The 22,033-nt window shown below is 74.0% G+C and carries 22 protein-coding genes, 2 tRNA genes and 1 riboswitch; of the genes, 11 read left to right on the top strand and 13 right to left on the bottom strand.

Features of this window, described 5'->3' with window-relative positions; all coding sequences use genetic code 11:
* Nucleotide 1: 1 nt before the first annotated feature.
* The 4 genes from AB5970_RS11780 to AB5970_RS11765 are packed head-to-tail and all read right to left on the bottom strand — an operon-like array spanning nt 2 to nt 3,592.
* Entirely contained in the window at nt 2-733 is a 732-nt protein-coding gene (locus AB5970_RS11780; RefSeq protein ID WP_370504132.1) for a histidine phosphatase family protein, read from the bottom strand.
* Between the two features lie 39 nt (nt 734-772).
* The gene (locus AB5970_RS11775; RefSeq protein WP_370504131.1) at nt 773-1,519 is read right to left on the bottom strand and encodes a zinc ribbon domain-containing protein; all 747 of its coding nucleotides are present in this window, start codon (nt 1,517-1,519) and stop codon (nt 773-775) included.
* Nucleotides 1,516-2,715: a Nif3-like dinuclear metal center hexameric protein gene (locus AB5970_RS11770; protein ID WP_370504130.1), complete on the bottom strand. Its 1,200-nt coding sequence runs from the start codon at nt 2,713-2,715 to the stop codon at nt 1,516-1,518. Before AB5970_RS11770 ends, AB5970_RS11775 begins: the two co-directional genes overlap by 4 nt.
* A gap of 22 nt (nt 2,716-2,737) precedes the next feature.
* Nucleotides 2,738-3,592, bottom strand: coding sequence for an MOSC domain-containing protein (locus tag AB5970_RS11765; RefSeq protein WP_370504129.1), 855 nt, complete (start codon nt 3,590-3,592; stop codon nt 2,738-2,740).
* An 85-nt stretch (nt 3,593-3,677) separates the two neighbouring features.
* Between AB5970_RS11765 and AB5970_RS11760 the strand changes: the two genes are divergently transcribed.
* Entirely contained in the window at nt 3,678-4,553 is an 876-nt protein-coding gene (locus tag AB5970_RS11760) for a phosphatase PAP2 family protein (protein WP_370504173.1), read from the top strand.
* Here AB5970_RS11760 and AB5970_RS11755 read toward each other — a convergent pair.
* The 3 genes from AB5970_RS11755 to AB5970_RS11745 all read right to left on the bottom strand — a co-directional run bounded on the left by AB5970_RS11755 (nt 4,513) and on the right by AB5970_RS11745 (nt 5,626).
* A tRNA-Val gene (locus tag AB5970_RS11755) sits at nt 4,513-4,586 on the bottom strand. The two genes, AB5970_RS11760 and AB5970_RS11755, sit on opposite strands and share 41 nt — an antisense overlap.
* 62 nt (nt 4,587-4,648) lie before the next feature.
* Nucleotides 4,649-5,128: a peroxiredoxin gene (locus AB5970_RS11750; RefSeq protein WP_370504128.1), complete on the bottom strand. Its 480-nt coding sequence runs from the start codon at nt 5,126-5,128 to the stop codon at nt 4,649-4,651.
* 51 nt (nt 5,129-5,179) lie between these two features.
* A complete protein-coding gene (locus tag AB5970_RS11745; protein WP_370504127.1) occupies nt 5,180-5,626 on the bottom strand; it encodes a DUF3052 domain-containing protein in 447 nt (148 codons plus the stop codon).
* Nucleotides 5,627-5,958: 332 nt separating this feature from the next.
* Here AB5970_RS11745 and aceE point away from each other — a divergent pair, with 332 nt between their 5' ends.
* Entirely contained in the window at nt 5,959-8,703 is a 2,745-nt protein-coding gene (gene aceE, locus AB5970_RS11740) for a pyruvate dehydrogenase (acetyl-transferring), homodimeric type (protein ID WP_370504126.1), read from the top strand.
* 60 nt (nt 8,704-8,763) lie between these two features.
* On the opposite strand, the gene AB5970_RS11735 is transcribed toward aceE, so the two are convergent.
* A complete protein-coding gene (locus AB5970_RS11735; RefSeq protein ID WP_370504125.1) occupies nt 8,764-9,453 on the bottom strand; it encodes a hypothetical protein in 690 nt (229 codons plus the stop codon).
* A gap of 123 nt (nt 9,454-9,576) precedes the next feature.
* On the opposite strand from AB5970_RS11735, the gene AB5970_RS11730 reads away from it, so the two are divergent.
* The 5 genes from AB5970_RS11730 to AB5970_RS11710 all read left to right on the top strand — a co-directional run bounded on the left by AB5970_RS11730 (nt 9,577) and on the right by AB5970_RS11710 (nt 14,606).
* A complete protein-coding gene (locus AB5970_RS11730; protein ID WP_370504124.1) occupies nt 9,577-10,881 on the top strand; it encodes a PucR family transcriptional regulator in 1,305 nt (434 codons plus the stop codon).
* An 88-nt stretch (nt 10,882-10,969) separates the two neighbouring features.
* Nucleotides 10,970-11,944 (top strand): ACP S-malonyltransferase, encoded by a 975-nt coding sequence (locus AB5970_RS11725; RefSeq protein WP_370504123.1) that lies wholly within the window; start codon nt 10,970-10,972, stop codon nt 11,942-11,944.
* Entirely contained in the window at nt 11,941-12,945 is a 1,005-nt protein-coding gene (locus AB5970_RS11720) for a beta-ketoacyl-ACP synthase III (RefSeq protein WP_370504122.1), read from the top strand. Before AB5970_RS11725 ends, AB5970_RS11720 begins: the two co-directional genes overlap by 4 nt.
* A gap of 90 nt (nt 12,946-13,035) precedes the next feature.
* Nucleotides 13,036-13,284: an acyl carrier protein gene (locus AB5970_RS11715; RefSeq protein ID WP_056090400.1), complete on the top strand. Its 249-nt coding sequence runs from the start codon at nt 13,036-13,038 to the stop codon at nt 13,282-13,284.
* Between the two features lie 77 nt (nt 13,285-13,361).
* Nucleotides 13,362-14,606 (top strand): beta-ketoacyl-[acyl-carrier-protein] synthase family protein, encoded by a 1,245-nt coding sequence (locus AB5970_RS11710; protein ID WP_370504121.1) that lies wholly within the window; start codon nt 13,362-13,364, stop codon nt 14,604-14,606.
* A 66-nt stretch (nt 14,607-14,672) separates the two neighbouring features.
* On the opposite strand, the gene AB5970_RS11705 is transcribed toward AB5970_RS11710, so the two are convergent.
* Nucleotides 14,673-15,173 carry a DUF3145 domain-containing protein gene (locus AB5970_RS11705; protein WP_208211229.1) on the bottom strand — a complete coding sequence of 167 codons (501 nt, stop codon included), beginning with the start codon at nt 15,171-15,173 and terminating at the stop codon, nt 14,673-14,675.
* Between the two features lie 125 nt (nt 15,174-15,298).
* Nucleotides 15,299-15,787 carry a peptide deformylase gene (gene def, locus AB5970_RS11700; RefSeq protein WP_370504120.1) on the bottom strand — a complete coding sequence of 163 codons (489 nt, stop codon included), beginning with the start codon at nt 15,785-15,787 and terminating at the stop codon, nt 15,299-15,301.
* Between the two features lie 163 nt (nt 15,788-15,950).
* On the opposite strand from def, the gene AB5970_RS11695 reads away from it, so the two are divergent.
* From AB5970_RS11695 to AB5970_RS11680, 4 genes are read left to right on the top strand one after another with little or no spacing between them, the layout of a single operon-like run.
* Nucleotides 15,951-16,721 carry an ATP-binding cassette domain-containing protein gene (locus AB5970_RS11695; protein ID WP_370504119.1) on the top strand — a complete coding sequence of 257 codons (771 nt, stop codon included), beginning with the start codon at nt 15,951-15,953 and terminating at the stop codon, nt 16,719-16,721.
* A 9-nt stretch (nt 16,722-16,730) separates the two neighbouring features.
* Nucleotides 16,731-18,731, top strand: coding sequence for a YhgE/Pip family protein (locus AB5970_RS11690; protein WP_370504118.1), 2,001 nt, complete (start codon nt 16,731-16,733; stop codon nt 18,729-18,731).
* A gap of 13 nt (nt 18,732-18,744) precedes the next feature.
* Complete coding sequence (locus AB5970_RS11685) at nt 18,745-19,287, top strand: TetR/AcrR family transcriptional regulator (RefSeq protein WP_370504117.1); 543 nt, start codon at nt 18,745-18,747, stop codon at nt 19,285-19,287.
* 51 nt (nt 19,288-19,338) lie between these two features.
* On the top strand, nt 19,339-20,586 hold the full coding sequence (locus tag AB5970_RS11680; RefSeq protein WP_370504116.1) for an arginine deiminase: 1,248 nt from the start codon (nt 19,339-19,341) through the stop codon (nt 20,584-20,586).
* 76 nt (nt 20,587-20,662) lie between these two features.
* On the opposite strand, the gene AB5970_RS11675 is transcribed toward AB5970_RS11680, so the two are convergent.
* The 3 genes from AB5970_RS11675 to AB5970_RS11665 form a co-directional block, all read right to left on the bottom strand.
* Nucleotides 20,663-20,881 carry a BldC family transcriptional regulator gene (locus tag AB5970_RS11675; protein WP_370504115.1) on the bottom strand — a complete coding sequence of 73 codons (219 nt, stop codon included), beginning with the start codon at nt 20,879-20,881 and terminating at the stop codon, nt 20,663-20,665.
* 16 nt (nt 20,882-20,897) lie between these two features.
* A riboswitch (cyclic di-GMP riboswitch) is annotated at nt 20,898-20,972 on the bottom strand.
* A 75-nt stretch (nt 20,973-21,047) separates the two neighbouring features.
* Nucleotides 21,048-21,854 carry a DUF1206 domain-containing protein gene (locus AB5970_RS11670; protein ID WP_370504114.1) on the bottom strand — a complete coding sequence of 269 codons (807 nt, stop codon included), beginning with the start codon at nt 21,852-21,854 and terminating at the stop codon, nt 21,048-21,050.
* A 79-nt stretch (nt 21,855-21,933) separates the two neighbouring features.
* A tRNA-Ile gene (locus tag AB5970_RS11665) sits at nt 21,934-22,010 on the bottom strand.
* Nucleotides 22,011-22,033: the final 23 nt, after the last annotated feature.

The raw sequence follows: 22,033 nt of genomic DNA, 5'->3' as shown, positions 1-22,033 counted from the left end.
GTCAGGCGCGCGCGGACCAGCCCTCGCTCGGCACCCCGACCACGGCGATCTCGTCCCGGCGGTCGGCGAACAGCCGCACGATGCTCACCGACGCGGGCGCGACCCGCAGCTGGCTCCACGACGACGGCTGTGCGCCCATCGTGACGCCGAGCGCCGCCCGGATCGACACCGCGTGGCTGACCACGACGACCGTGCGGTCGACGCCCGCCGCGAGCAGGCCGTCGAGCCCGCGCTGCAACCGGATCCCGACGTCCTCGATCGACTCGCCCCCGGGGGGCCGCACGTCGGCCTTCGTGTGCCACGGCTCCAGCTGCCCCGGCCAGCGCTCCTCGATCTGCTCGGCGGTGAGGCCCTGCCACTCGCCGAAGTCGGCCTCCTGGAACGTGGCGTCCGTCCGGACGGTCAGCCCGAGCCGCGCCGCGATGATCGCGCTGGTCTGCTGCGTGCGCACCATCGGGGACGCGATGACCTCGCTGGGGTACGGGATGTCGCCCCACAGGTCGCGGCCCACCCGGTCCACCAGGTCGGCGGCGTCGTGCGCCTGCCGGAGCCCCGTCTCGTCGAGCGGCGGACCTGGCTCGCCCGAGCCGGAGTACCCGCGCGACACGGTCATGGTCGTCTGTCCGTGCCGGACGAGCACCACCGTGACGGGCTGCTCCTGGTCGAACCGGACGCCGGCCCCCGACGGTCGGGGGGCGCGGCCTGGCGAGGCGGGCGAGGCGACATCGGTCACCCCCGCAGTCTTGCGGTCGGCCGCGCCGTTGGCGAGCGGTCAGCCCTTGGCGGGCTCCGGGAGACGCACCAGGATGCGACCGCACTCCTCGCACCGGACCACCTGGTTCTCCGGCGCGGCAACGATCGCCTCGACGTCGAGCGGGTTGAGCTCGAGCCGGCAGCTCTCGCACCGGCGGCCGCGCAGCGCGCCGGCGCCCTTGCCACCCAGCTGGGCGCGCAGCTTCTCGTAGAGCGCCACCAGGCCCGCGTCCAGGCCGTCGACGGCGGCCGCACGCTCGGCGCGCACCGTCGCGGCGTCGGCGTCGAGCGCGGCGAAGGCGGCGTCGCGCTCGCCCTCGACCGCGGCCCGCTTGTCCGCCAGCGACTCGTGCGCGGTGGTCACCTCGGCCAGCGCGGTCTCGTGCGCCTCGAGCCGCTCCATGACGTCCAGCTCGACCTCCTCGAGCTCCGCCTGGCGACGCCCCAGCGCGCCCAGCTCGCTCTGCAGCGCCTGGAGGTCCTTGGGGCTGCCCTGGCCGGAGTCGAGCCGCGCCTGGTCGCGCGCCGCGCGGGAGCGGACCTGCTCCACGTCGGCCTCCGCCTTGGTCAGCTCGCGCCGCAGGTCGCTGACCGCCGTCTGCGACGTCACGAGAGCCGTGTGCAGATCGGTGACCTGCGAGTCCAGCTCGACGAGCCGCGCGAGCTCGGGGAGCGTCCGCCTCCGGTGGGCGATCTGGTCGAGCCGGGTGTCGAGCTCCTGGACGTCGAGCAGTCGGCGCTGGTCCGCTGCGGGTGCAGTCGTCACGGGTGTCCTTCGGTCGAGGTGTGTGGTGCGGCAGGCTCAGGGCTCGCGACGCGGCCCGTCCACGGGTCGGTGCTCAGCGTGCTGACGCGCGTCTCCACCGTAGTCCCCGCGGCGGCGGCATCCTGCTCCAGGGCGGCGGCCGCGTGCGGGAGCCAGGGCCACTCGGAGGCGAAGTGCGCGACGTCGACGAGGTACGGGGTCGAGGCCCGGTCGAAGTCGGCACGCTCGCGCAGCTCCGAGGCCGGGTGGTGGCGCAGGTCCGCGGTCACGTAGGCGTCGACGCCGGCGGCGCGGACGGCGTCGAACAGCGAGTCCCCCGAGCCGCCCACCACGGCGACGCGCTCGACGCGTCCGTCCGGGTCGCCCGCGAACCGCACGCCCTGGGCGGTCGGCGGCAGCGCCCCGGCGACCACCTCGGCGAACGCCCGCAGGGTCGTCGGCTCGGGCAGCGCCCCGACGCGGCCGATCCCCGTGCTGCCCGGCCAGGACGCCAGCTCGAGCACGTCGAACGCCGGCTCCTCGTAGGGGTGCGCGGCCCGCATCGCCGCGACGACGGCCGCGCGGAGCCTGCGCGGGGCCACCATCTCGACGCGCGCCTCGACCACGCGGGACGCCTCGCCGGCCGACCCGATCGTGGGCGTGGCCGCCGGACCGGGCGTGAAGGTGCCCTCACCGGTCGATGTCCAGGCGCACCGCGTGTACTCCCCGATCGCCCCCGCGCCCGCCGCGGCGAGCGCGTCGACCAGGCGCTCGGCGTCGCCGACCGGGACGAACACCACGTGCTTGTCCAGCGGCTCGGCGGGCGCGGCGTCCAGGGGCGCGGTGCCGACGAGCCCGAGCGCGGCCGCCAGCGCGTCCGCGACACCGCCGGCCGCGGCGTCGGCGTTGGTGTGCGCGGTGAAGAGGGCGACGCCCGAGTGGACCAGCCGGTGCAGCAGCGCGCCCTTGAACGTCGAGGCGGCGATCGAGTGGACCGGCCGCAGCAGCAGGGGGTGGTGGGTCACGACGAGGTCCGCGCCCCAGGCCACGGCCTCGTCGACCACGGCGGCCACCGGGTCGACCGCGAACAGCACCCGCCGCACAGGCTGGTCGGGATCGCCGGTGACCAGGCCGACCGCGTCCCAGGACTCGGCGGTGGACGGGGGGTAGCGACGCTCGAGCAGGTGCACGACGTCGGCCAGGCGGGGCGCGCTCACGCCGAGCACGCTACCGGGAGGCTCATCGCACCTCGACCGGGTCGCCGACGCCGATCCGGCCGGTGCGCACCGGGACCATCTGGACCCCGAACCACAGCTCGCCGTCCCACCGCCGGTGCCGGGCCAGCGTCAGGAGCGGCTCGCGTCCCTTCACCTGGGTGTCGGGGTCGATCGTCGTCATCACGCACCGCCCGCAGAGGTCCGCGAACCGCAGCTCGACGTCCCCGACCGCCAGCGACGACCACCCGTCCTCCGCGAACGCCTCCAGGTCGCCGTCGACCACGAGGTTGGGCCGGAACCGCCGCATGTCGAGCGCCTCCCGGGCGGCCGGCGCGGGCTCGCCCCGGGTCAGCGCCCGCTCGACGCGCTCGTCGTGGAGCTCGGCCGCCCACGCATCGAGCCGCGCGAGCGACGCCGTCGTGGTCACGTGCAGCGGCCCGCTGTCGTTCAGGGACATCGGGTCCGCCTCGGTGCCGCCGTGCTTCTCGGCCATGCCGCGCCGCGCCGGGTCGTCGAGCCACAGCAGGCGCGCGGGACGCCCGACCAGGGCCGAGCACCACGCGTCGGCCTCGTCCCCCGCGCGCGTGGCGGTCTCGAGCCGGCTCATCCGCACCGGGACGTCGGCCGGGCCCGCGGGCTCGGTCACCACGAGCGGCTCCCGGCCCGGGGCGCTGAGGTGGACGCCCCCGTCGACGGGCGTGGCACGCGCACCGAGCATGCCGGGGTGCTTGCGCGCGGTGATGGTCTCGCCGTGCGCGTCGACGAGCATCCACCGGCGGTCCCCGCGCGGCCCGGACGGGTCGACGGTCATCGCGTCCAGCGGGCTGCCCGCGAGCGACTTCACCGGGTAGACGGTGAGGGCGGAGACGAAGGGCATGGGCGGACCCTAACAACGCAGAGCCCCCGTCCCGGGTCGGTGCCGAAATCCGGGGACGCGCGGGTCGTCGGCGTGGGACGATCGCGTGCTCGGGGCATCCGTGTCATCGGGAAGGGCTGGCGAGGTGCAGAGGTTCATCCGCCGCGGGGCGCGCGGGCTGCGCGAGCTCGCACTGCTGGTGGTGCTGTGGATCGGCTACACGCTCGTGCGTGCCACGGCCGGGACCGACGTCGCGGCAGCACGCGGGTCGGCGCTCGGCATCCTGCGGATCGAGCGCGCGCTGCACGTCGACGTCGAGCAGTCGCTCGACCGCTGGGTCACCGGCGTCCGGGGCGTCGAGGTCGTCGCCTCCTTCTGGTACGCGTCGCTGCACCTCCTGGTGACCGGCTCGGTGCTGCTCTGGCTGTACCTGCGGCACCCCGACGCCTACCGCCCGCTGCGCCGCGCCCTCGTCGTCGCCACCGGCATCGCCCTCGTCTGCTACCTCGCGCTGCCGACGGCACCGCCCCGGCTGCTGCCCGGGTACACCGACATCCTGGAGCGCACGGCGGACGTCGGGTGGTGGCCGGCGGCGGGCGGGGCGAGCTCCGTGCCCACCAACGAGCTGGCGGCGTTCCCGTCGATGCACGCCGGCTGGTCGCTGTGGGTCGGCCTGGCGCTCGTCGTCGCGGCGCGCCGGCGCGTGGTGCGCTGGCTCGGTGCGTGCTACGCCCTGGGCACCGCGGCGGTCGTCGTGCTCACCGCGAACCACTGGGTGCTCGACGTCGTGGTGGGCTGGGTGGTGGTCGCGGTGCCGGCCGTGTGGCTGCTGTGCGGCACCGCGCGCCCGGTGGACCCGACCCCGGATCCGCCCGTCGCGGCGCGCGAGCACGGCGAGGTCGCGGTGCGCGAGGACGACGCAGTGCGCGAGCACGACGGGGTGGGCCCGGCCGGTTTCGAACCGGCGACCTCCGCGGTGTAAGCGCGGCGCTCTGACCAGCTGAGCTACAGGCCCCGACGGACGCCCGGCCAGCGGACGTCTCGACGGGCGCACAGCCTACCGGCGCGGCGCCGGTGTCAGGCGGCGAGGTCCGCGAGGGCCGCGCGGTAGGACGAGAAGTCGCGGGCGCGCCCCGGAGGGTTGACCACGCTCCACTGCAGGACTCCCTCGGCGTCGACGAGGAAGCTGCCGCGGACGGCGAACCCCTTCTCCTCGTCGAAGACGCCGTACGCCTTGGCGACCTCGCCGTGCGGCCAGAAGTCGGAGAGCAGGTCGAAGCCGAAGCCCTCCTGGGCCGCCCAGGCGCGCAGCGCGTGCCCGGGGTCGCAGGACACGACGAGCACGTGGACGCCGGCCTCCTCGAACTCGCTGATGTTGTCGCGCAGCTCGCACAGCTCTCCCGTGCACGTGCCGGAGAACGCGAAGGGGACGAACACGATGACGACGGGCCCGCCGCGCAGCCCGCTCAGCGTCACCGGCGTGCCGTGGGTGTCGCGCAGCGAGAACTCGGGAGCGGGCTCACCGAGCGCGGGCGTGGGTCGGGCGTTGTCTTCCATGCCGCGGACTGTAACAACGCGCGCAGCGCGGCGCGCGGGGGCGAGGAACCGTCAGCGACCGCGGCCGCGCGCGCCCAGGCGGGTGGCGGACCAGTCCGGGGCGATGGAGAAGGTGCTCATCGCGTGCAGGCCGGAGGTGGTCGCGGCCTCCTCGATGTCGCTGTGCGAGACGTGCCCGGAGCGGCCGGCCTTCGGCGTGAGCACCCAGATGGGGCCCCCGTCGTCGAGCACGGTCATCGCGTCCACGAGCGCGTCGGTGAGGTCCCCGTCGCCGTCGCGGAACCAGATCACGGCGCCGTCGGTGACGTCGTCGTACTCCTCGTCGACCAGCTCGGCGCCCGTCACGGCCTCGAGGCCGGCGCGCAGCACGTCGTCGACGTCGTCGTCGTAGCCGAACTCCTGGATCACCTGGCCCGAGGAGAAGCCCAGGCGGGCGGCCGCCTGCGACACGCCTTCGTCCGCGGTGGATGACACGTCCGGACCGCTCCCTTCCGTCATGGCGACCCCGTCGGGGAGACGCCTGCTCGTTGCCGCACACGCTAGCCCACCGCACCCGGACGGGCGCACGCAAGACCTGCACGGATGACGGGTGTCGCGCGCGCCAGGACCTCTCCGGAGGGCCTGGTCACGGCCCTCGCGACCGACTGTCGTGGACGTCACGTGGACGTTCCTGGTACTCGGTGTGACTTTCGGGCCCTCGCGGACCGAGAATGGGTCGACTACCCGCACCCGTCGAGCCGCCCACCCAGGCGTGCCCAGCACGGGCCGGGCCAGATGCGCCGCCGATGCCGACCGGGCTCGTGCGCGCGGACGAGAAGCAAGGAGCGCTGGTGGCTTCGATCGACGAGACGGGACCGCTCATCGGCGGCCTGCTCAGCCAGGTGCCGGACATCGATCCGGAGGAGACCGGCGAGTGGGTGGAGTCCCTCGACGGACTCATCGACGAGAAGGGCGGCCCGCGTGCGCGGTACGTGCTGCTGAGCATGCTGCGGCACGCACGGCAGCGGAACGTGGCCATCCCGGCCTCGCTCAACACGCCTTACGTGAACACCATCGCGGTGCACGACGAGCCCTACTTCCCGGGCGACGAGGTGCTGGAGCGGCGCTACCGCTCCTGGATCCGGTGGAACGCCGCGGTCATGGTCACGCGCGCCCAGCGCCCCGGGATCGGGGTCGGCGGGCACATCTCCTCGTACGCGTCGGTGGCGACGCTGACCGAGGTGGGCCTCAACCACTTCTTCCGCGGCAAGGACCACCCGGGCGGCGGTGACCAGGTCTACTTCCAGGGCCACGCCTCCCCCGGCGTCTACGCCCGCGCCTTCCTCGAGGGCCGCCTGTCCGCCCACCAGCTGGACGGCTTCCGGCAGGAGCTCTCGCACCCCGGCGGCGGCCTGCCGTCGTACCCGCACCCGCGCCTGGCCCCGGACCTCTGGGAGTTCCCGACCGTCTCGATGGGCCTCGGCCCGGCGTCGGCCATCTACCAGGCCTGGACCAACCGCTACCTGCACCTGCGCGGCATCAAGGACACCAGCCAGCAGGACGTCTGGGCGTTCCTGGGCGACGGCGAGATGGACGAGCCCGAGTCGCGCGGCATGCTCCAGCTGGCCGGCCAGCAGGGCCTGGACAACCTCACGTTCGTGGTCAACTGCAACCTGCAGCGCCTCGACGGCCCGGTCCGCGGCAACGGCAAGATCATCCAGGAGCTCGAGGCGCAGTTCCGCGGCGCGGGCTGGAACGTCATCAAGGTCATCTGGGGCCGCGAGTGGGACGCCCTGCTCAACGCCGACAAGGACCGTGCGCTCGTCAACCTGATGAACACGACGCCCGACGGCGACTTCCAGACGTACCGCGCCGAGAACGGCGCGTTCATCCGCGAGAACTTCTTCGGCCGCGACCCGCGGACCAAGCAGCTCGTGGAGAAGATGACGGACGACGAGATCTGGGCGCTCAAGCGCGGCGGGCACGACTACCGCAAGATCTACGCCGCCTACAAGGCCGCCCGCGAGCACACGGGGCAGCCGACCGTCATCCTGGCGCACACCATCAAGGGCTACGGCCTGGGCTCGGGCTTCGCCGGGCGCAACGCCACGCACCAGATGAAGAAGCTGAAGTCCGACGACCTCAAGACGCTGCGCGACTCGCTGCACATCCCGATCACGGACGAGCAGATCGACGAGAACCCGTACGTCCCGCCGTACTTCCACCCGGGCGCCGAGGACGAGGGCATCCAGTACATGCTCGAGCGTCGCCGCCAGCTGGGCGGGTTCGTGCCCGAGCGTCGCACGACGCACAAGCCCCTGACCCTGCCCGACCCCAAGGTGTACGACGGCCTGGCCAAGGGCTCGGGGCACCAGGAGGTCGCCACGACCATGGCGCTGGTGCGCCTGTTCAAGGACCTCGTGCGGGACAAGGAGTTCGGCCACCGCCTGGTGCCGATCATCCCCGACGAGGCCCGCACCTTCGGCCTGGACTCGATCTTCCCGAGCGCCAAGATCTTCAACACGAACGGCCAGAACTACATGGCCGTGGACCGCGAGCTCATGCTCTCCTACAAGGAGTCCGAGTCCGGCCAGATCATGCACACGGGCATCAACGAGGCCGGGTCGGCGTCGGCGTTCCAGGCCGTCGGCACGTCGTACGCGACGCACGGCGAGCCGCTGATCCCGTTCTACTTCTACTACTCGATGTTCGGGTTCCAGCGCACCGGCGACCAGTTCTGGGCCGCCGGCGACCAGATGGCCCGTGGCTTCCTCATCGGCGCCACGGCCGGCCGCACCACGCTGACCGGCGAGGGCCTCCAGCACGCGGACGGTCACTCGCCGCTACTGGCCGGCACCATGTCGCACGTCGTGCACTACGACCCGGCGTACGGGTACGAGATCCGGCACATCGTGCGGGACGGCATCGAGCGCATGTACGGCGAGGGCGACGGTCGCGACCGCGACGTCATCTACTACCTCACCGTGTACAACGAGCCGATGCAGCAGCCGGCGGAGCCCGAGGGCGTCGACGTCGAGGGCATCCTGCGCGGCATCCACCTGGTCGCACCGGCCGAGGGCGACGGGCCGCGCGCCCAGATCCTCGCGTCGGGCGTGGCGGTGCCGTGGGCGCTCGAGGCCAAGAAGCTGCTGGCCGAGGACTGGGGCGTGCAGGCCGCGGTCTGGTCCGTGACCAGCTGGAACGAGCTGCGCCGCGACGGTCTCGCCGCGGACCAGCAGGCCTACCTGCACCCGGGCGAGGAGGAGCGGGTCCCGTACCTCACGCAGAAGCTGCAGGGCGCCGAGGGGCCGTTCGTCGCGACGACGGACTTCGACCACCTCGTCGCCGACCAGGTGCGCGCGTGGATCCCCGGCCCGTACGCCACGCTGGGCGCCGACGGCTTCGGCTTCTCGGACACCCGCGCGGCGGCTCGTCGGCACTTCAAGATCGACGGACCGTCCACGGCCGTGCGGGTGCTCCAGCAGCTCGCCCGCACGGGTGCGGTCAGCCACGAGGCGCCCGCCCAGGCGATCGAGCGCTACCGCCTGTACGACGTCACGGCGGGCACCTCCGGCAACGCGGGCGGCGACAGCTGACCGACGGACGAACGACGAAGGCCCGGGCTCCACGAGCCCGGGCCTTCGTCGTTCCCGGCGTCAGGTGCCGGTGATGGTCTGCTCGGCGTGCGCGACGTCCCGGGCGAGCTCGGCCTTGAGGTCCGCGACGGCCTTCTGGTCCGGGTAGAGGTCGAGCGCGGCGATGTGCTGCTTGGCCTCGAGGGGGCGCCCGGCCTCGATCGACGCGAGCACGAGCTGGCGAGCGACCTCGGGGTCGTGCTCGCGGGGGCGCCAGTGCCCGACGCCGAGCCCGAGGGCGTCGACGGGCAGCCCGGCGCTGCGCAGGAGGGCAAGAGCCTCGACCAGGGCGCGCCCCGACGGGTCCCGCTCGGCGGCCGTGGTGAGCCGGCGCAGCGTGCCCTCGTGGTCGTCGTGCACCGACAGCCGGGCCACCTCGATGAGCGGGTACCAGGCGCGCGGGTTGCCGGCGAGCTCCTCGCCCAGGGCCCAGACGGCCAGGTCCGCAGCGCGCTGCCGCTCGGTGTCGTCAGGCGTCGCGGCGAGCGGGTCGCCGTCGGGCGCGGTCGAGTCGGCGGCGCGGCGCCGGACGATCTCCGCCAGCGCGACGAAGGCCCGCTCGTTGTTCGGATCGTCGCTGAGCATGGAGCGCAGAGCGTCCTCGTGGAGCGTGTCGCCACGGCGTGCGACCTTCGTCGGTCGGCGCGCGCCGACCCGCGAGGCCGAGGTCGGCCGTCGCATGAGCTGACGCAGTCGGGGCAGGAGTGCCATGACGCGACCCTATCCGCTACCGACCGGAGCCACCCGGCTCCGGGGATACCTCACACCTCGGGTGCGCTCGCGCGAGGGCCGCGTTTGTCGACTTCCCACAAGGCCCGACTCTATGCTCGCCCCATGTCGAGCACCGCGCACGGGACGGGCACCACCCCCGCCGCCGCACCCGACCAGGCGGACGCGCCGTCGGCCCCCGCCCGGGCCCGGCGGCGGACGACACCGACGCGCGGACGGGCACCCGTGCTCGAGGCCCGGGGCGGACCGGAGACGCAGCGCCGGGTGCGCGACAGCGCGGGGCTGCTGTCCGCGGCGGCGATGCGACGGCTGGACGACGACCTCGAGTGGTACCGCGCGCTGCCGGCCGAGGACCGCTCATGGGTGGGGCTCGTGGCCCAGGCCGGCATCACGGCGTTCGTCACCTGGTTCGCGGAGCCCACGCGGCCGCCGCACGGCGTCGGCGACATCTTCGCGGCCGCGCCCCCCGAGCTGACCCGGTCCATCTCCCTGCAGCACACGCTCCAGCTCGTGCGCGTCGTCGTCGACGTGGTCGAGACCCACAGCGACCGCCTGGCCGCGCCCGGCGACGAGCGCGAGGTGCGGGAGGCCGTCCTGCGGTACTCCCGGGAGGTCGCGTTCTCCGCGGCGGAGGTCTACGCGCGCGCCGCCGAGGTGCGCGGCGCCTGGGACGCCCGCCTCGAGGCGCTCGTGGTGGACGCGCTGGTACGGGGCGACGTCGACGACGCCCTGCGCTCGCGCATCGCCGCGCTTGGGTGGAGCGGGCGGGGATCGACGCTGGTCATGGTCGGCACGACGACCTCGGCCCTGGACGACGTGCGCGCCGCCGAGCTGCGCCGGGCCACCCGCCGGGCCGCCGACGACGCGCTCGTGGGCATCCAGGGCGACCGCCTGGTGGTGTTCCTCGGCGGCGAGGGCGACCTGCGCGCCGCGGCGAGCACCCTGCTGTCCCGGTTCGGCCCCGGGCCCGTGGTCATCGGGCCCGTGGTCGGAGACCTCACGGACTCGGCACGGTCGGCGCGCGCCGCGCTGGCGGGGCTGCTGGCGGCTCCCGCCTGGGAGCAGGCGCCCCGTCCGGTGCAGGCCGACGAGCTGCTGCCCGAGCGCGTGCTCATCGGTGACGTGACCGCGCGCTCGGCGCTCGTCGCGCAGGCGTACGCGCCGCTGGCGGCCAGCCCGGGCTCCCTGCTGGAGACGCTGTCGGCGTACCTGGGCACCGGCCGGTCGCTCGAGGCCGCGGCGCGCACCCTCTACGTGCACCCGAACACGGTGCGCTACCGCCTGCGTCGCGTGTCCGACGTGACCGGGTGGGACCCCCTCGACGCCCGCGAGTCCTACGTCCTACAGACCGCCCTGGCGCTCGGTCGGCTGGACGCCGCGGCGGCGGAGCCGACCGTCAGCGCGCGCTGAGGTGTTGTAGGAGTCGCACAAGGGCGTCCGAGAAGGTTGGTGCACGCCGTGAGCCGGGCGCGACCGCCCGGCCAGGCAGAGTGGTCGGGTGCTCGCAGTCGTCTGCCCCGGTCAGGGCGCCCAGTCCCCCGGCATGCTCGCCCCATGGCTCGAGCTGCCGTCCGTCGCCGAGTCGATCGCGCGGGCGTCCCGCACGACCGGTCTCGACCTGGTCGCCCACGGCACCACGTCGGACGCCGACACCATCCGGGACACCGCGGTGGCGCAGCCGCTGCTCGTGGCCTCCGCCCTGGCGAGCCTGCGCGCGGTCCTCGACCTCGACGCCGACGACGCCCTCGCGAACGCGGCGCAGCGGGTGGTCGGCGTCACGGCCGGGCACTCCGTCGGCGAGCTGGCCGCGGCGGCGATCGCCGGCGTGCTGACCGATGACGAGGCACTGCGCCTGGTGGCCGTGCGGGGCGCCGCGATGGCGCGCGCCGCCGCCGTGACCCCGACCGGCATGTGCGCGGTGCTCGGCGGCGACGCCGACGAGGTCCTCGCGGCCCTGGCGACGCACGGCCTGGTCCCCGCGAACGTCAACGGCGGCGGGCAGGTGGTCGCCGCGGGCACGCTCGACGCGCTCGCCGCGTTCGCGGCCGCTCCCCCGGCCCGCGCCCGCGTCGTGGCCCTGCAGGTGGCCGGCGCGTTCCACACCGAGCACATGGCGCCCGCGGTCGCGGAGCTGCGGGCGGCGGCCGACGACGTGAGCCCCGGCGAGCCCCAGGTGCGCCTGCTGACCAACTCCAACGGGACCGTGACGCCGTCCGGCGCGCGGGCGCTCGAGCTGATCGTCGCGCAGGTGGCCAACCCGGTCCGCTGGGACCTGTGCCAGGCCACGCTGCTCGAGCTCGGCGTCACCGGCCTGCTCGAGGTCGCCCCGGCAGGCGTGCTCACCGGGCTGGCCCGGCGTACGCTGCCCGGGGTCGAGACCGTCGCCGTCAAGACCCCCGCCGACCTGGACGCCGCGCGTGATCTGGTCCGTCGGCACGCCCACCCCGCGAGCAGCCTGGAGAACCCGTCGTGACCCGTCCCACCCTCACGCAGGCCACCGGACCGGCGCACACCCGCATCCTCGGCCTCGGGGGCGTCCGCGGCGAGCGCGTCGTGCCCAACGACGAGCTGGTCGGACCCATCGACTCCTCGGACGAGTGGATCCGGCAGCGCACCGGGATCATCACGCGCCGCCGCGCCGAGGCCGGCACCGACGTGCTCGACCTCGCCGAGGCCGCCGCGCGGCAGGCGATCGCGAACGCGGGGCTCACCGGCGCGGACATCGACGTCGTGATCCTCTCCACGGTCACCTACTTCCACCAGACGCCCGCCGGCGCCGCGATCATCGCGGACCGCATCGGCGCCACCCCGGCGGCCGCGTTCGACATCTCGGCCGCGTGCGCGGGCTACTGCTACGGGATCGGCCAGGCCGACGCGTTGGTCCGCGCCGGGACCGCCCGGCACGTGCTCGTGATCGGCGCGGAGAAGATGAGCGAGTTCATCGACCCCACCGACCGCTCGATCTCGTTCCTGCTGGGCGACGGGGCCGGCGCGGTCGTCATCGGCCCGTCCGACACCCCCGGCATCGGCCCGACGATCTGGGGTTCCGACGGCAGCCAGGCGCAGGCGATCCGGCAGACGCACTCGTGGCTCGCCACGCGCGACGAGGGCGCCGGCTGGCCGACGCTGCGTCAGGAGGGCCCCAGCGTCTACAAGTGGGCCGTCTGGCAGATGGCGCCGGTCGCGCAGAAGGCCATGGACGCCGCCGGGGTGACCGCCGAGGACATCGAGGCGTTCATCCCCCACCAGGCGAACATGCGGATCATCGACCAGATGATCAAGACGCTCAAGCTCCCGGACACGGTCGTCGTCGGCCGCGACATCGCCGACACCGGCAACACGTCCGCCGCCTCGATCCCGCTGGCCGCCGAGCGCCTGCTCCGCGAGGGCCAGGTCGCGAGCGGCGCGCTCGCCCTGCAGATCGGCTTCGGCGCCGGCCTGGTCTATGCCGCGCAGGTCGTCGTCCTGCCCTGAACCACCGAGGTGCGACCCCCCGGTTGTACCGTTCGTCCGACCCCACCGCTTCATCCGCGAAGCAGCACGACCCGACACGAGGAGACACCGATGGCGTACAGCGAGCAGGAGATCCTGGCCGGACTGGCCGAGATCGTCAGCGAGGAGACCGGGCTGCCCACCGACTCCGTCCTGCCCGAGAAGTCCTTCACCGACGACCTCGACATCGACTCCCTGTCGATGATGACGATCGTCACGCTCGCCGAGGAGAAGTTCGACGTGCGCATCCCCGACGACGAGGTCAAGAACCTCGCGACCGTCGGCGACGCCGTCTCGTTCATCACGGGCGCGCAGGCCTGAGCCTGCACCGCCGGGTCGGTCCCGGGCATCTTCGCCCGGGACCGACCACCCTCTCGACCGCCCGACCAGGAGCACCGATGAGCCACGTACCCGACGTCGTCGTCACCGGACTGGGAGCCACCACGCCTCTCGGCGGGGACGTCCCCAGCACCTGGGCCGCCGCGCTCGCCGGCGAGTCCGGCGCCCGGCCCTTCGACAACGACTGGGTCGAGACCTACGGCCTGCCCGTGACATTCGCGGCGACCATCAAGGTCAAGCCCGAGGACGTGCTCCCGCGGCCCGAGCTCAAGAAGATGGACCCGTCCGCGCAGTACGCGATCATCGCGGCGCGCGAGGCGTGGGCCGACGCGGGCTCCCCCGAGGTCGACGGCGACCGGCTCGGCGCCGTCGTCTCGTCGGGCATCGGCGGCATCTGGACCACCCTGGACGCCTGGGACACGCTCAAGGAGAAGGGTGCCCGCCGCATCCTGCCCATGACCGTGCCCATGCTCATGCCCAACTCCCCCACGGCCTACGTCTCGCTCGAGCTGGGTGCCCGCGCCGGCGCGCACGCCCTGGTGTCCGCGTGCGCCTCGGGCGCCGAGGCCATCGGCTACGGCGTGGAGATGATCCGCTCGGGCCGCGCCGACGTCGTCGTCGCCGGCGGCACCGAGGCCACGATCCACCCGATGCCGATCGCCGCGTTCGCCGCGTCGCGCACCCTGTCGCTGCGCAACGACGACCCCGAGGGCGCCTCGCGTCCCTACGACGTCGACCGCGACGGCTTCGTCCTCGGCGAGGGGGCCGGCGTCGTGGTGCTCGAGAGCGCCGAGCACGCCGCCGCCCGCGGCGCGCGCGTCTACGCCCGCATCGCCGGCGTCGGCCTGTCCGCCGACGGCTACCACATCACCTCCCCGGAGCCCTCGGGCGACGGGCAGATCCGCGCCATGCGCGCGGCGCTCGAGGAGTCCGGCGTCGACCGGCTCGACGTCGTGCACGTCAACGCGCACGCCACCTCGACCGTGGTGGGCGACCTCATCGAGGCGCGGTCCATCCGTGGCCTGCTGGGCGACGAGGCCGACCACGTCGCGCTCTCGGCCACCAAGTCGATGACCGGCCACCTGCTGGGCGGCGCGGGCGCGCTGGAGACGATCTTCACGGTCCTCGCGCTGCACGACCGGCAGGCCCCGCCGACCATCAACGTGGAGAACCCCGACCCCGAGCTGGTGCTGGACCTGGTGCGTGACAAGCCCCGCGCCCTGCGCGACGGCGACATCGCCGCGGTGAACAACTCGTTCGGGTTCGGCGGCCACAACGTGGCGCTGGTCGTCGCATCGGTCTGAGCGAACGACGAGAGCCTCGGTCGCCACGACGGCGACCGAGGCTCTCTCGTCTGTCCGGGGGGCCGGTCAGCCCACGCGGTGCAGCCAGCGCACGGGCGCGCCCGCACCGGCGTAGCGGAACGGCTCGAGCTCGTCGTCCCACGCCTGCCCGAGCGCGAGGTCCAGCTCGGTGCGCAGGCGCAGCGGGTCGGCGGCGTGCTCGAGCGCGGCCCGGATGCGGTCCTCGGGCACCACGATGTTGCCGTGCACGTCGGTGGCCGCGTGGAAGATCCCCAGCTCGGGCGTGTGGCTCCACCGGGAGCCGTCGACGCCGTGGCTGGCCTCCTCGGTGATCTCGTAGCGCAGGTGCGCCCAGCCGCGCAGGGCGGACGCCAGCCGCGCGCCGGTGCCCTGCGGCCCCTGCCACGAGTGCTCGGCTCGGTAAAAGCCGGGGCCGGCCGGCTGCGCCGTCCAGTCGAACGTGGCGCGGGTGCCCAGCACGTTGCCGGCCGCCCACTCCACGTGGGGGCACAGCGCGCGCGGCGCAGAGTGCACGAAAAGTACACCGCGGGTGATCGCACCTGCCATGTCGTCCTCCTGAACGGGCTCGAGGTTCGCCTTCCCCAACGACCTCAGTCACATCTCAGGAGTACGCAACGGTCTCGCGGCGTGCTGGGGACAGCATGCCCGACGATCCAGGTGAGCGCCAGCGGCTAGAGCGTGTCGCGGATCGCCCGCATCGCCTTCTTGCGCACCGACCGCTCCAGACGGTCGAGGTAGAGCATGCCGTCGAGGTGGTCGACCTCGTGCTGCAGGCAGCGGGCCATGAGCTCGACGCCCTCGACGACGACCTCCTTGCCGTCCAGGTCCGTGCCGACCACCCGCGCGTACCAGGACCGGTGCGTCGGGTACCAGAGCCCCGGGACCGACAGGCAGCCCTCGTCGCCGTCCTGGTACTCGTCCTCGGACAGCTCGACGATGACGGGGTTGAGCACGTAGCCCACCTCGTCGTCGATGTTCCAGGAGAACGCGCGCAGGCTGACGCCGATCTGGTTCGCGGCCAGGCCGGCGCGCCCGTCGGTGTCCACGGTCTCGAGCAGGTCCTCGACGAGTCCGCGCACGCGGTCGTCGATCGTCGTGATCGGGTCGCAGGGGGTGCGCAGGACGGGGTCTCCGACAGTCCGGATCTCTCGCATCGCCATGCGCCGATCCTCGCACGGCCGACGAGCCGACGAGGTGGACATCGGCCCCGACGGGCGGCGCGGGCGCCGAGTGTGAGGAGCGAGACACCACGCCCGACGGGTCGGGAGGGTCGGATCGGTCTAGTCTTTGTACTGACCGGTCAGTTAAGAAGGAGTTCTACGGATGACTGCCGCACCCGAGATCGTCGCCCCCGAGGCGGACGCACCGCAGGCCGATGCACCGCAGGCCGATGCACCACCGCCGGCCGTGCGCGCCCGCGCGCTGCAGCTGCACGCCGACCGGGGCGCGGTCTACGGCCCGGTCGACCTCGACCTCGCCGCCGGCGCCCTCACGCTCATCCAGGGTCCCCAGGGCGCCGGGCGCACGAGCCTGCTGCTCACTCTCGCCGGGCGGATGGTCCCGGACGCGTCCTGCGACCTCGTCGTGCTCGGGCACCGGCTGCCCCGGCACCGCGGGCAGGTGCAGCGCGAGGCCGCCGTGGCGGGCTTCGCCGGGGTCGACGAGCTCGACGACTCCGTGACGGTCGGCGACCACGTTCGCGAGCGGCTCGCGTGGCTCGCCCCGTGGTACCGCCGGGCCGCCCGCGCCGACCAGCGCCGGGTCGACGCGGTGCTCGCGCCCGTGTTCGGCGACCGACCGGTCCCGGACGCCGGCACCGTCGTCTGGCACCTCGACGAGGTCGACGCCCTGCTGCTGCGCATCGCGCTCGCGATGGCCCAGCGGCCCGGCCTGCTCGTGGTCGACGACGTCGACCAGGTGCACGACCGCGCCCGCCGCCGGATCGTCTGGGACCGGCTCGAGGCCATCGCCGCCACCGGGGTGACGGTCGTCGCCTCCTGCGCGGCGGCCGACGAGGCCGCCGGCACCGCCTGGACCGTCGTACCCGTGTCGGCCCCGACCGACCTCACCGACCTCACCGACCTCACCGACTGAAGGATCGTCATGCTCTCCCTCACGTCCGGCACCGAGCTGCGCCGGTTCCGCCGGGGCCGGCTCCCCCGGCTCGCGGTCGCCGCGATGCTGCTGGTCCCGCTCCTGTACGGCGCGCTCTACCTCTGGGCCTTCTGGAACCCCACCGGGCACCTGGACGCCATGCCGGTCGCGCTGGTCAACGCCGACGCCGGCGCGGACCGCGACGGCACGCGCGTGACCGCCGGCCAGGACCTCACCGACGAGCTCACCGACGGCGCCGCGCTCGACTGGGTGGTCACCGACGCCGCCGGCGCGGCCGCGGGCGTGCGCGACGGCGACTACTACTTCGCGGTCACGATCCCGACCGACTTCTCGGCCGACCTCGTGTCGGCGGGCGGCGACGACCCCACCGCCGCCCAGATCGACGTCACCTACAACGACGCCAACTCCTTCATCGGCACCACGCTCGGGCGCTCGGCCATGGACCACGTGCGCGACGCCGTCGCCGCGACCGCCGGCGAGGAGGCCGTCGACCAGGTGCTGATCGGGCTGGGCTCGGCGCGCGACGGCATGCTGCAGGCCGCCGACGGCGCCATCTCTCTGCGCGACGCGTCGACCCGGCTCAGCGACGGTGCCCGGCAGGTGGCCGATGGTGCCGCCGACGCCCGCGACGGTGCGTCCCGGCTCGCGTCGGGTGCCGCCACGCTGGACAGCGGCGTCGGGCAGGTGGCCGGCGGCGCGGGGCAGCTGGCCTCGGGCGCGTCGCAGCTCTCCGCCGGCGCGCGCACGGCCGCCGGCTCGAGCACCTCGTTGGCGTCCGGCGCGCAGTCGGTCGCCGACGGGGTCCACACGGCCACCCAGCAGGTCGACGCCCTCACCGGACAGCTGCCCGCGCTCTCCACGGGCCTGAGCCAGGTCACGGCGTACCTCTCGGCGCGCGCCGCCGCCGGCGACACCAGCGCGGCCGCGCTCCTGGCCGGGCTGGCGGGCACGACCCTGCCGTCAGCGGACGACGTCACGGCGATGACCGCGCAGCTGCACGCGCTCGACGCCGGCGCGACCCAGGTGGCCGGCGGCGCGCAGGCCCTGAGCGCCGGGCTCGGGACGCTCGCCGACTCGTCGGCCGACCTCTCGGCCGGCGCGTCCACGCTCGCCTCCGGGGCGCAGCAGGCCGCCGCGGGCGCCGACACCCTCTCCGCGGGCGCCTCCACGCTGGCGACCGGCACCACGCAGCTCGCGGACGGCGCCGCCCAGGTGGCCGACGGGTCCGGCGCGCTCGGCGGCGGCGCGCAGCAGCTGGCCGACGGCTTGACCGACGGCGCGACGCAGATCCCCGACGACACCGACGCGCAGCGCACCGCCCGGGCGGACGCGCTGGCCACGCCGGTCGCCATCGACGACGAGGACGTGGCCCCCGCCGCGAGCCTCGGGGAGGGGTTCGCCCCGCTGTTCATCCCGCTGGCCCTGTTCGTCGGCGGACTGATCACGTGGCTGCTGCTGCGGCCGTTGCCCACCCGCGCGCTGGCCACGCCCGCGTCGGGCCTGCGCGTCGCGCTCGCCGGTTACCTCCCCTCGCTGGTGATCGGCGCCGGCCAGGTGGCGCTGCTGCTCGGCGTGGTCGGCATCGGGCTCGGCCTGAACATCGGGCACCCGGTGGGCACGGTCGCGTTCCTGCTGCTGGTCGCCGCGACGTTCCTCGCCGTCCAGCAGATGCTGCTCGCCGTGCTCGGGTCCGCCGCGGGCAAGGTGGCCACGATCGCGCTGCTCATGCTGCAGATCACGTCCGCCAGCGGCACGTACCCCGTGGAGACGACGCCGGCGTTCTTCCAGGCCATCCACCCGGTGCTGCCCATGACCTACGCGGTCGAGGGCCTGCGCGACCTCATCACCGGCACGCCCGACGCCCGCCTCTGGACCGCCGTGGCGTACCTGCTGGGGCTGACCGTGGCGTCGCTCGCCGTGACGTCGTGGAAGGCCGGGCGCCTGCGGACGTGGACCGTGGCTCGCCTGCACCCCGCGCTGAGCATCTGAGAGGCTGACGCCCATGCGCACGTCGGCCACCAGGGAGCACATCGTCGAGGCGGCGCTTGCCCTCGTCGCCGACCGCGGCTTCACGGCCACGTCGGTCGAGGACATCGCCACCGCGGCCGGCGTCGCCAAGGGCAGCGTGTTCTACAACTTCGGCTCCAAGTCGGGGCTGTTCGAGGCGATCATCACCGAGGGCGTGGGCCGGCTGACCGCCGCCCTGCGCGGCGCGGCGGAGGGCCTGCACGGCCGGGAAGCGCTCGAGTCGCTGGTCACCGAGCTGCTCACGCAGATCCGGGCGCACCCGGACTTCGCCAAGCTCATGGTGGCCGAGACGTTCCGCACCGGCCGCAGCTGGCAGGACTCGATCCGGCTGGTCCGGGACGAGTCGATGGGCACGTTCGCGGCGGTCGTGGCCGAGACCTGGCCCGAGCGCGACCCGTTCCTCACCGCGTCGGCCCTGTTCGGCGCCACGCTGCTGGCGGGCCTGGAGTGGCTGGTCTTCCAGCCGGACCGCACGCTGGAGGACGTCCGCGCCGCGGTGCTCGCCACGGTGCGCTGACCGGCCCGGCGGTAGCGTGACGGCACGCGCCGTCAGCCGGAAGGGTCCGCGATGCCGAACACCGTCCTCACGAACGGCGTGCACTCCGAGGTCGGCCGGCTGCGCAAGGTGCTGGTCTGCGAGCCCGGCCTCGCGCACCGGCGCCTGACCCCCACCAACGCGGCCGACCTGCTGTTCGACGACGTGCTCTGGGTGGAGAACGCGATCCGCGACCACCGCGCGTTCGTCGACCAGCTGCGTGCGCGCGACGTCGAGGTGCTCGAGCTGCACGAGGTGCTGGCGCAGACCATGGCCGTGCGCGGCGCGAGGGACTGGCTGCTGGACCGCAAGATCGTGCCGGACGTGGTGGGCCTCGAGCTGGTGGACGACGCGCGCGAGTTCCTGGAGCGTCTGGATCCGCGCCGCCTGGCCGAGTTCCTCGTGGGCGGCCTGGCCACCGGCGACGTGACCGGCGGCTTCGACGACGCGCACTTCGCCCTCGCCGAGTACTCCCCCGACGCGCGCGAGTACGTCATGCCGCCCCTGCCCAACACGCTGTACACGCGGGACACCACGTGCTGGCTCTACGGCGGGGTGACGCTCAACCCGCTGTACTGGCCGGCCCGGCACGACGAGACGCTGCTGATGAAGGCCGTCTACCTGTTCCACCCCGACTTCACCGGCTCGACGGTCTGGTGGGGCGACCCGGAGCGGCACTGGGGCCGCTCGACCCTCGAGGGCGGGGACGTCATGCCCGTCGGCAACGGCACCGTGCTGGTCGGCATGAGCGAGCGCACGTCGCGTCAGGGGATCACCCAGCTGGCCGCCGCCCTGTTCGCCCAGGGCGCCGCCGAGCGCGTCGTCGTGGCGGGGATGCCGCGGCTGCGGGCGGCGATGCACCTGGACACGGTCTTCACCTTCGCCGACCGCGACGTGGTGACGCTCTACCCGAAGATCGTCGACGCGATCCACAGCTTCACGCTGCGGCCGGCCGACGGCGGTCAGGTGCACATCACCGACGAGGGCACCGCCCGGTTCGTCGACGTGGTGGCCCGGTCGCTCGGTCTGCCGGCGCTGCGTGTGATCGAGACGGGCGGCGACGTCTACGCGTCCGAGCGGCAGCAGTGGGACAGCGGCAACAACGCGGTCGCCGTCGAGCCGGGCGTCGTGTTCACCTACGACCGCAACACCACGACGAACGCCCTGCTGCGGGCCGCGGGCATCGAGGTCATCGAGATCCGCGGCGCCGAGCTGGGCCGCGGGCGCGGAGGCGGGCACTGCATGACCTGCCCGATCGTGCGCGACCCGGTGGTCTTCTAGGTGCGCCCGCCGAGCAGGAGAAAGGCCCCTCCCGACATCGGGAGGGGCCTTCTCGTGAGCTGGATGAGACCTGAGGTCACTCCGCCGCGCGCTGCGTGGGAACGCCGGTGAGGAGCTGACGCACCTCGGACTCGTGGAAGCGGCGGTGGCCGCCCAGGGTACGGACGGCCGAGAGCTTGCCGGCCTGGGCCCAGCGCGTGACCGTCTTCGGGTCGACGCGGAAGAGCACGGCAACCTCGCCCGGCGTGAGCAGAGCGCCCTGCGAGAGGGGGGCCTCGGTGGTGGTGACAGCCATGACTGTTCTCCTGTCGTTCGGTAGCTCGGCTGACCCCATGGGTCCCGTGGCTTTGCGTCCCCACCTTGCGGCGGGTTTGCCGTTTTCGCTGACGACAGGAACTATGCCCGAAACTGGACACCCGTGCAACAACCGCCCCCGCACGTTTCGCGCGCAAACGGGTGATTTATATCCGGCCATACCGGGCGCGAACGAACGAGTACACGCCATAGGCCACGAACCCGAGGGCCACGATGACCAGCAGCGCGACCCCCGCGGGCTGGTCACGCAGGGTGTGCAGCGCCCCGTCGAGCCCCGTCGCCTTCGACGGGTCGGCCTTGGCGGCGGCCGTGACGAACAGCACTCCGACGATCCCGAGTGCCACGCCCTTGAGCACGTACCCGGCGACGCCGAGGCGACGGACCGCCGGGCCGGCCACCCCCGAGGGCAGCCGGTGGAGGTCCTCGAGGAACTTCTTGGTCCAGCCCTTGTACACGTGGTACCCGCCCACGACGACGATCGCGAGGCCCACAGCACCGACCAGCAGCCGGCCGCCGGGTGCGCCCATGAGCTTCGTCGTCAGGTCGGCGGTCTGCTGCGAGCTGGAGGTCCCGCCGCCGCGCGCGAAGCTCAGCGCCGCGAACGCCAGCGCCAGGTAGACCACCGCGCGCCCCACGGCCTTCGCCCGGTCGCCCGCGCCGCCGCCTCCCCCTCCCGCGGACGTCGGCGAGCCGCCGTGGATCGCCTTGGCCACCTGCCACGCACCGAGCGCGAGGAAGGCGAGCACCGAGAACCACAGGACGAGACCGCCGAACGGTGTCGCCGCGATCGTGCTCAGGGCGCCCGACTGGTCCGCCTGTCCGGGGCTCCCGAACGCCACCCGCAGCGCGAGGAAGCCGATCAGCACGTGCAGGACGCCGCTGACCGCGTACCCCGCCCGGGCCGCCAGCTCCCAGGACCGCTGCGCGTTCGCCGTTCCGCTCGCCGAGACCATCGTCTGCTCCTCCGTCACATGACCGTGCCCGAGATCGTGGCAGGAGTCGGGCGGTCCGGCGACCGGAGGGCTCGGGAGATGGTGGGGCAGGTGGGGCTTGAACCCACGACCCACGGATTATGAGTCCGCTGCTCTGACCGGCTGAGCTACTGCCCCGAGGCACCGCACACCCTACCGAC

It is taken from the genome of Cellulomonas sp. ICMP 17802 (assembly GCF_041295535.1).
In the GTDB taxonomy this organism is placed as follows: Bacteria; Actinomycetota; Actinomycetes; order Actinomycetales; family Cellulomonadaceae; genus Cellulomonas.
This window is presented reverse-complemented; position numbering and strand designations above follow the sequence as displayed.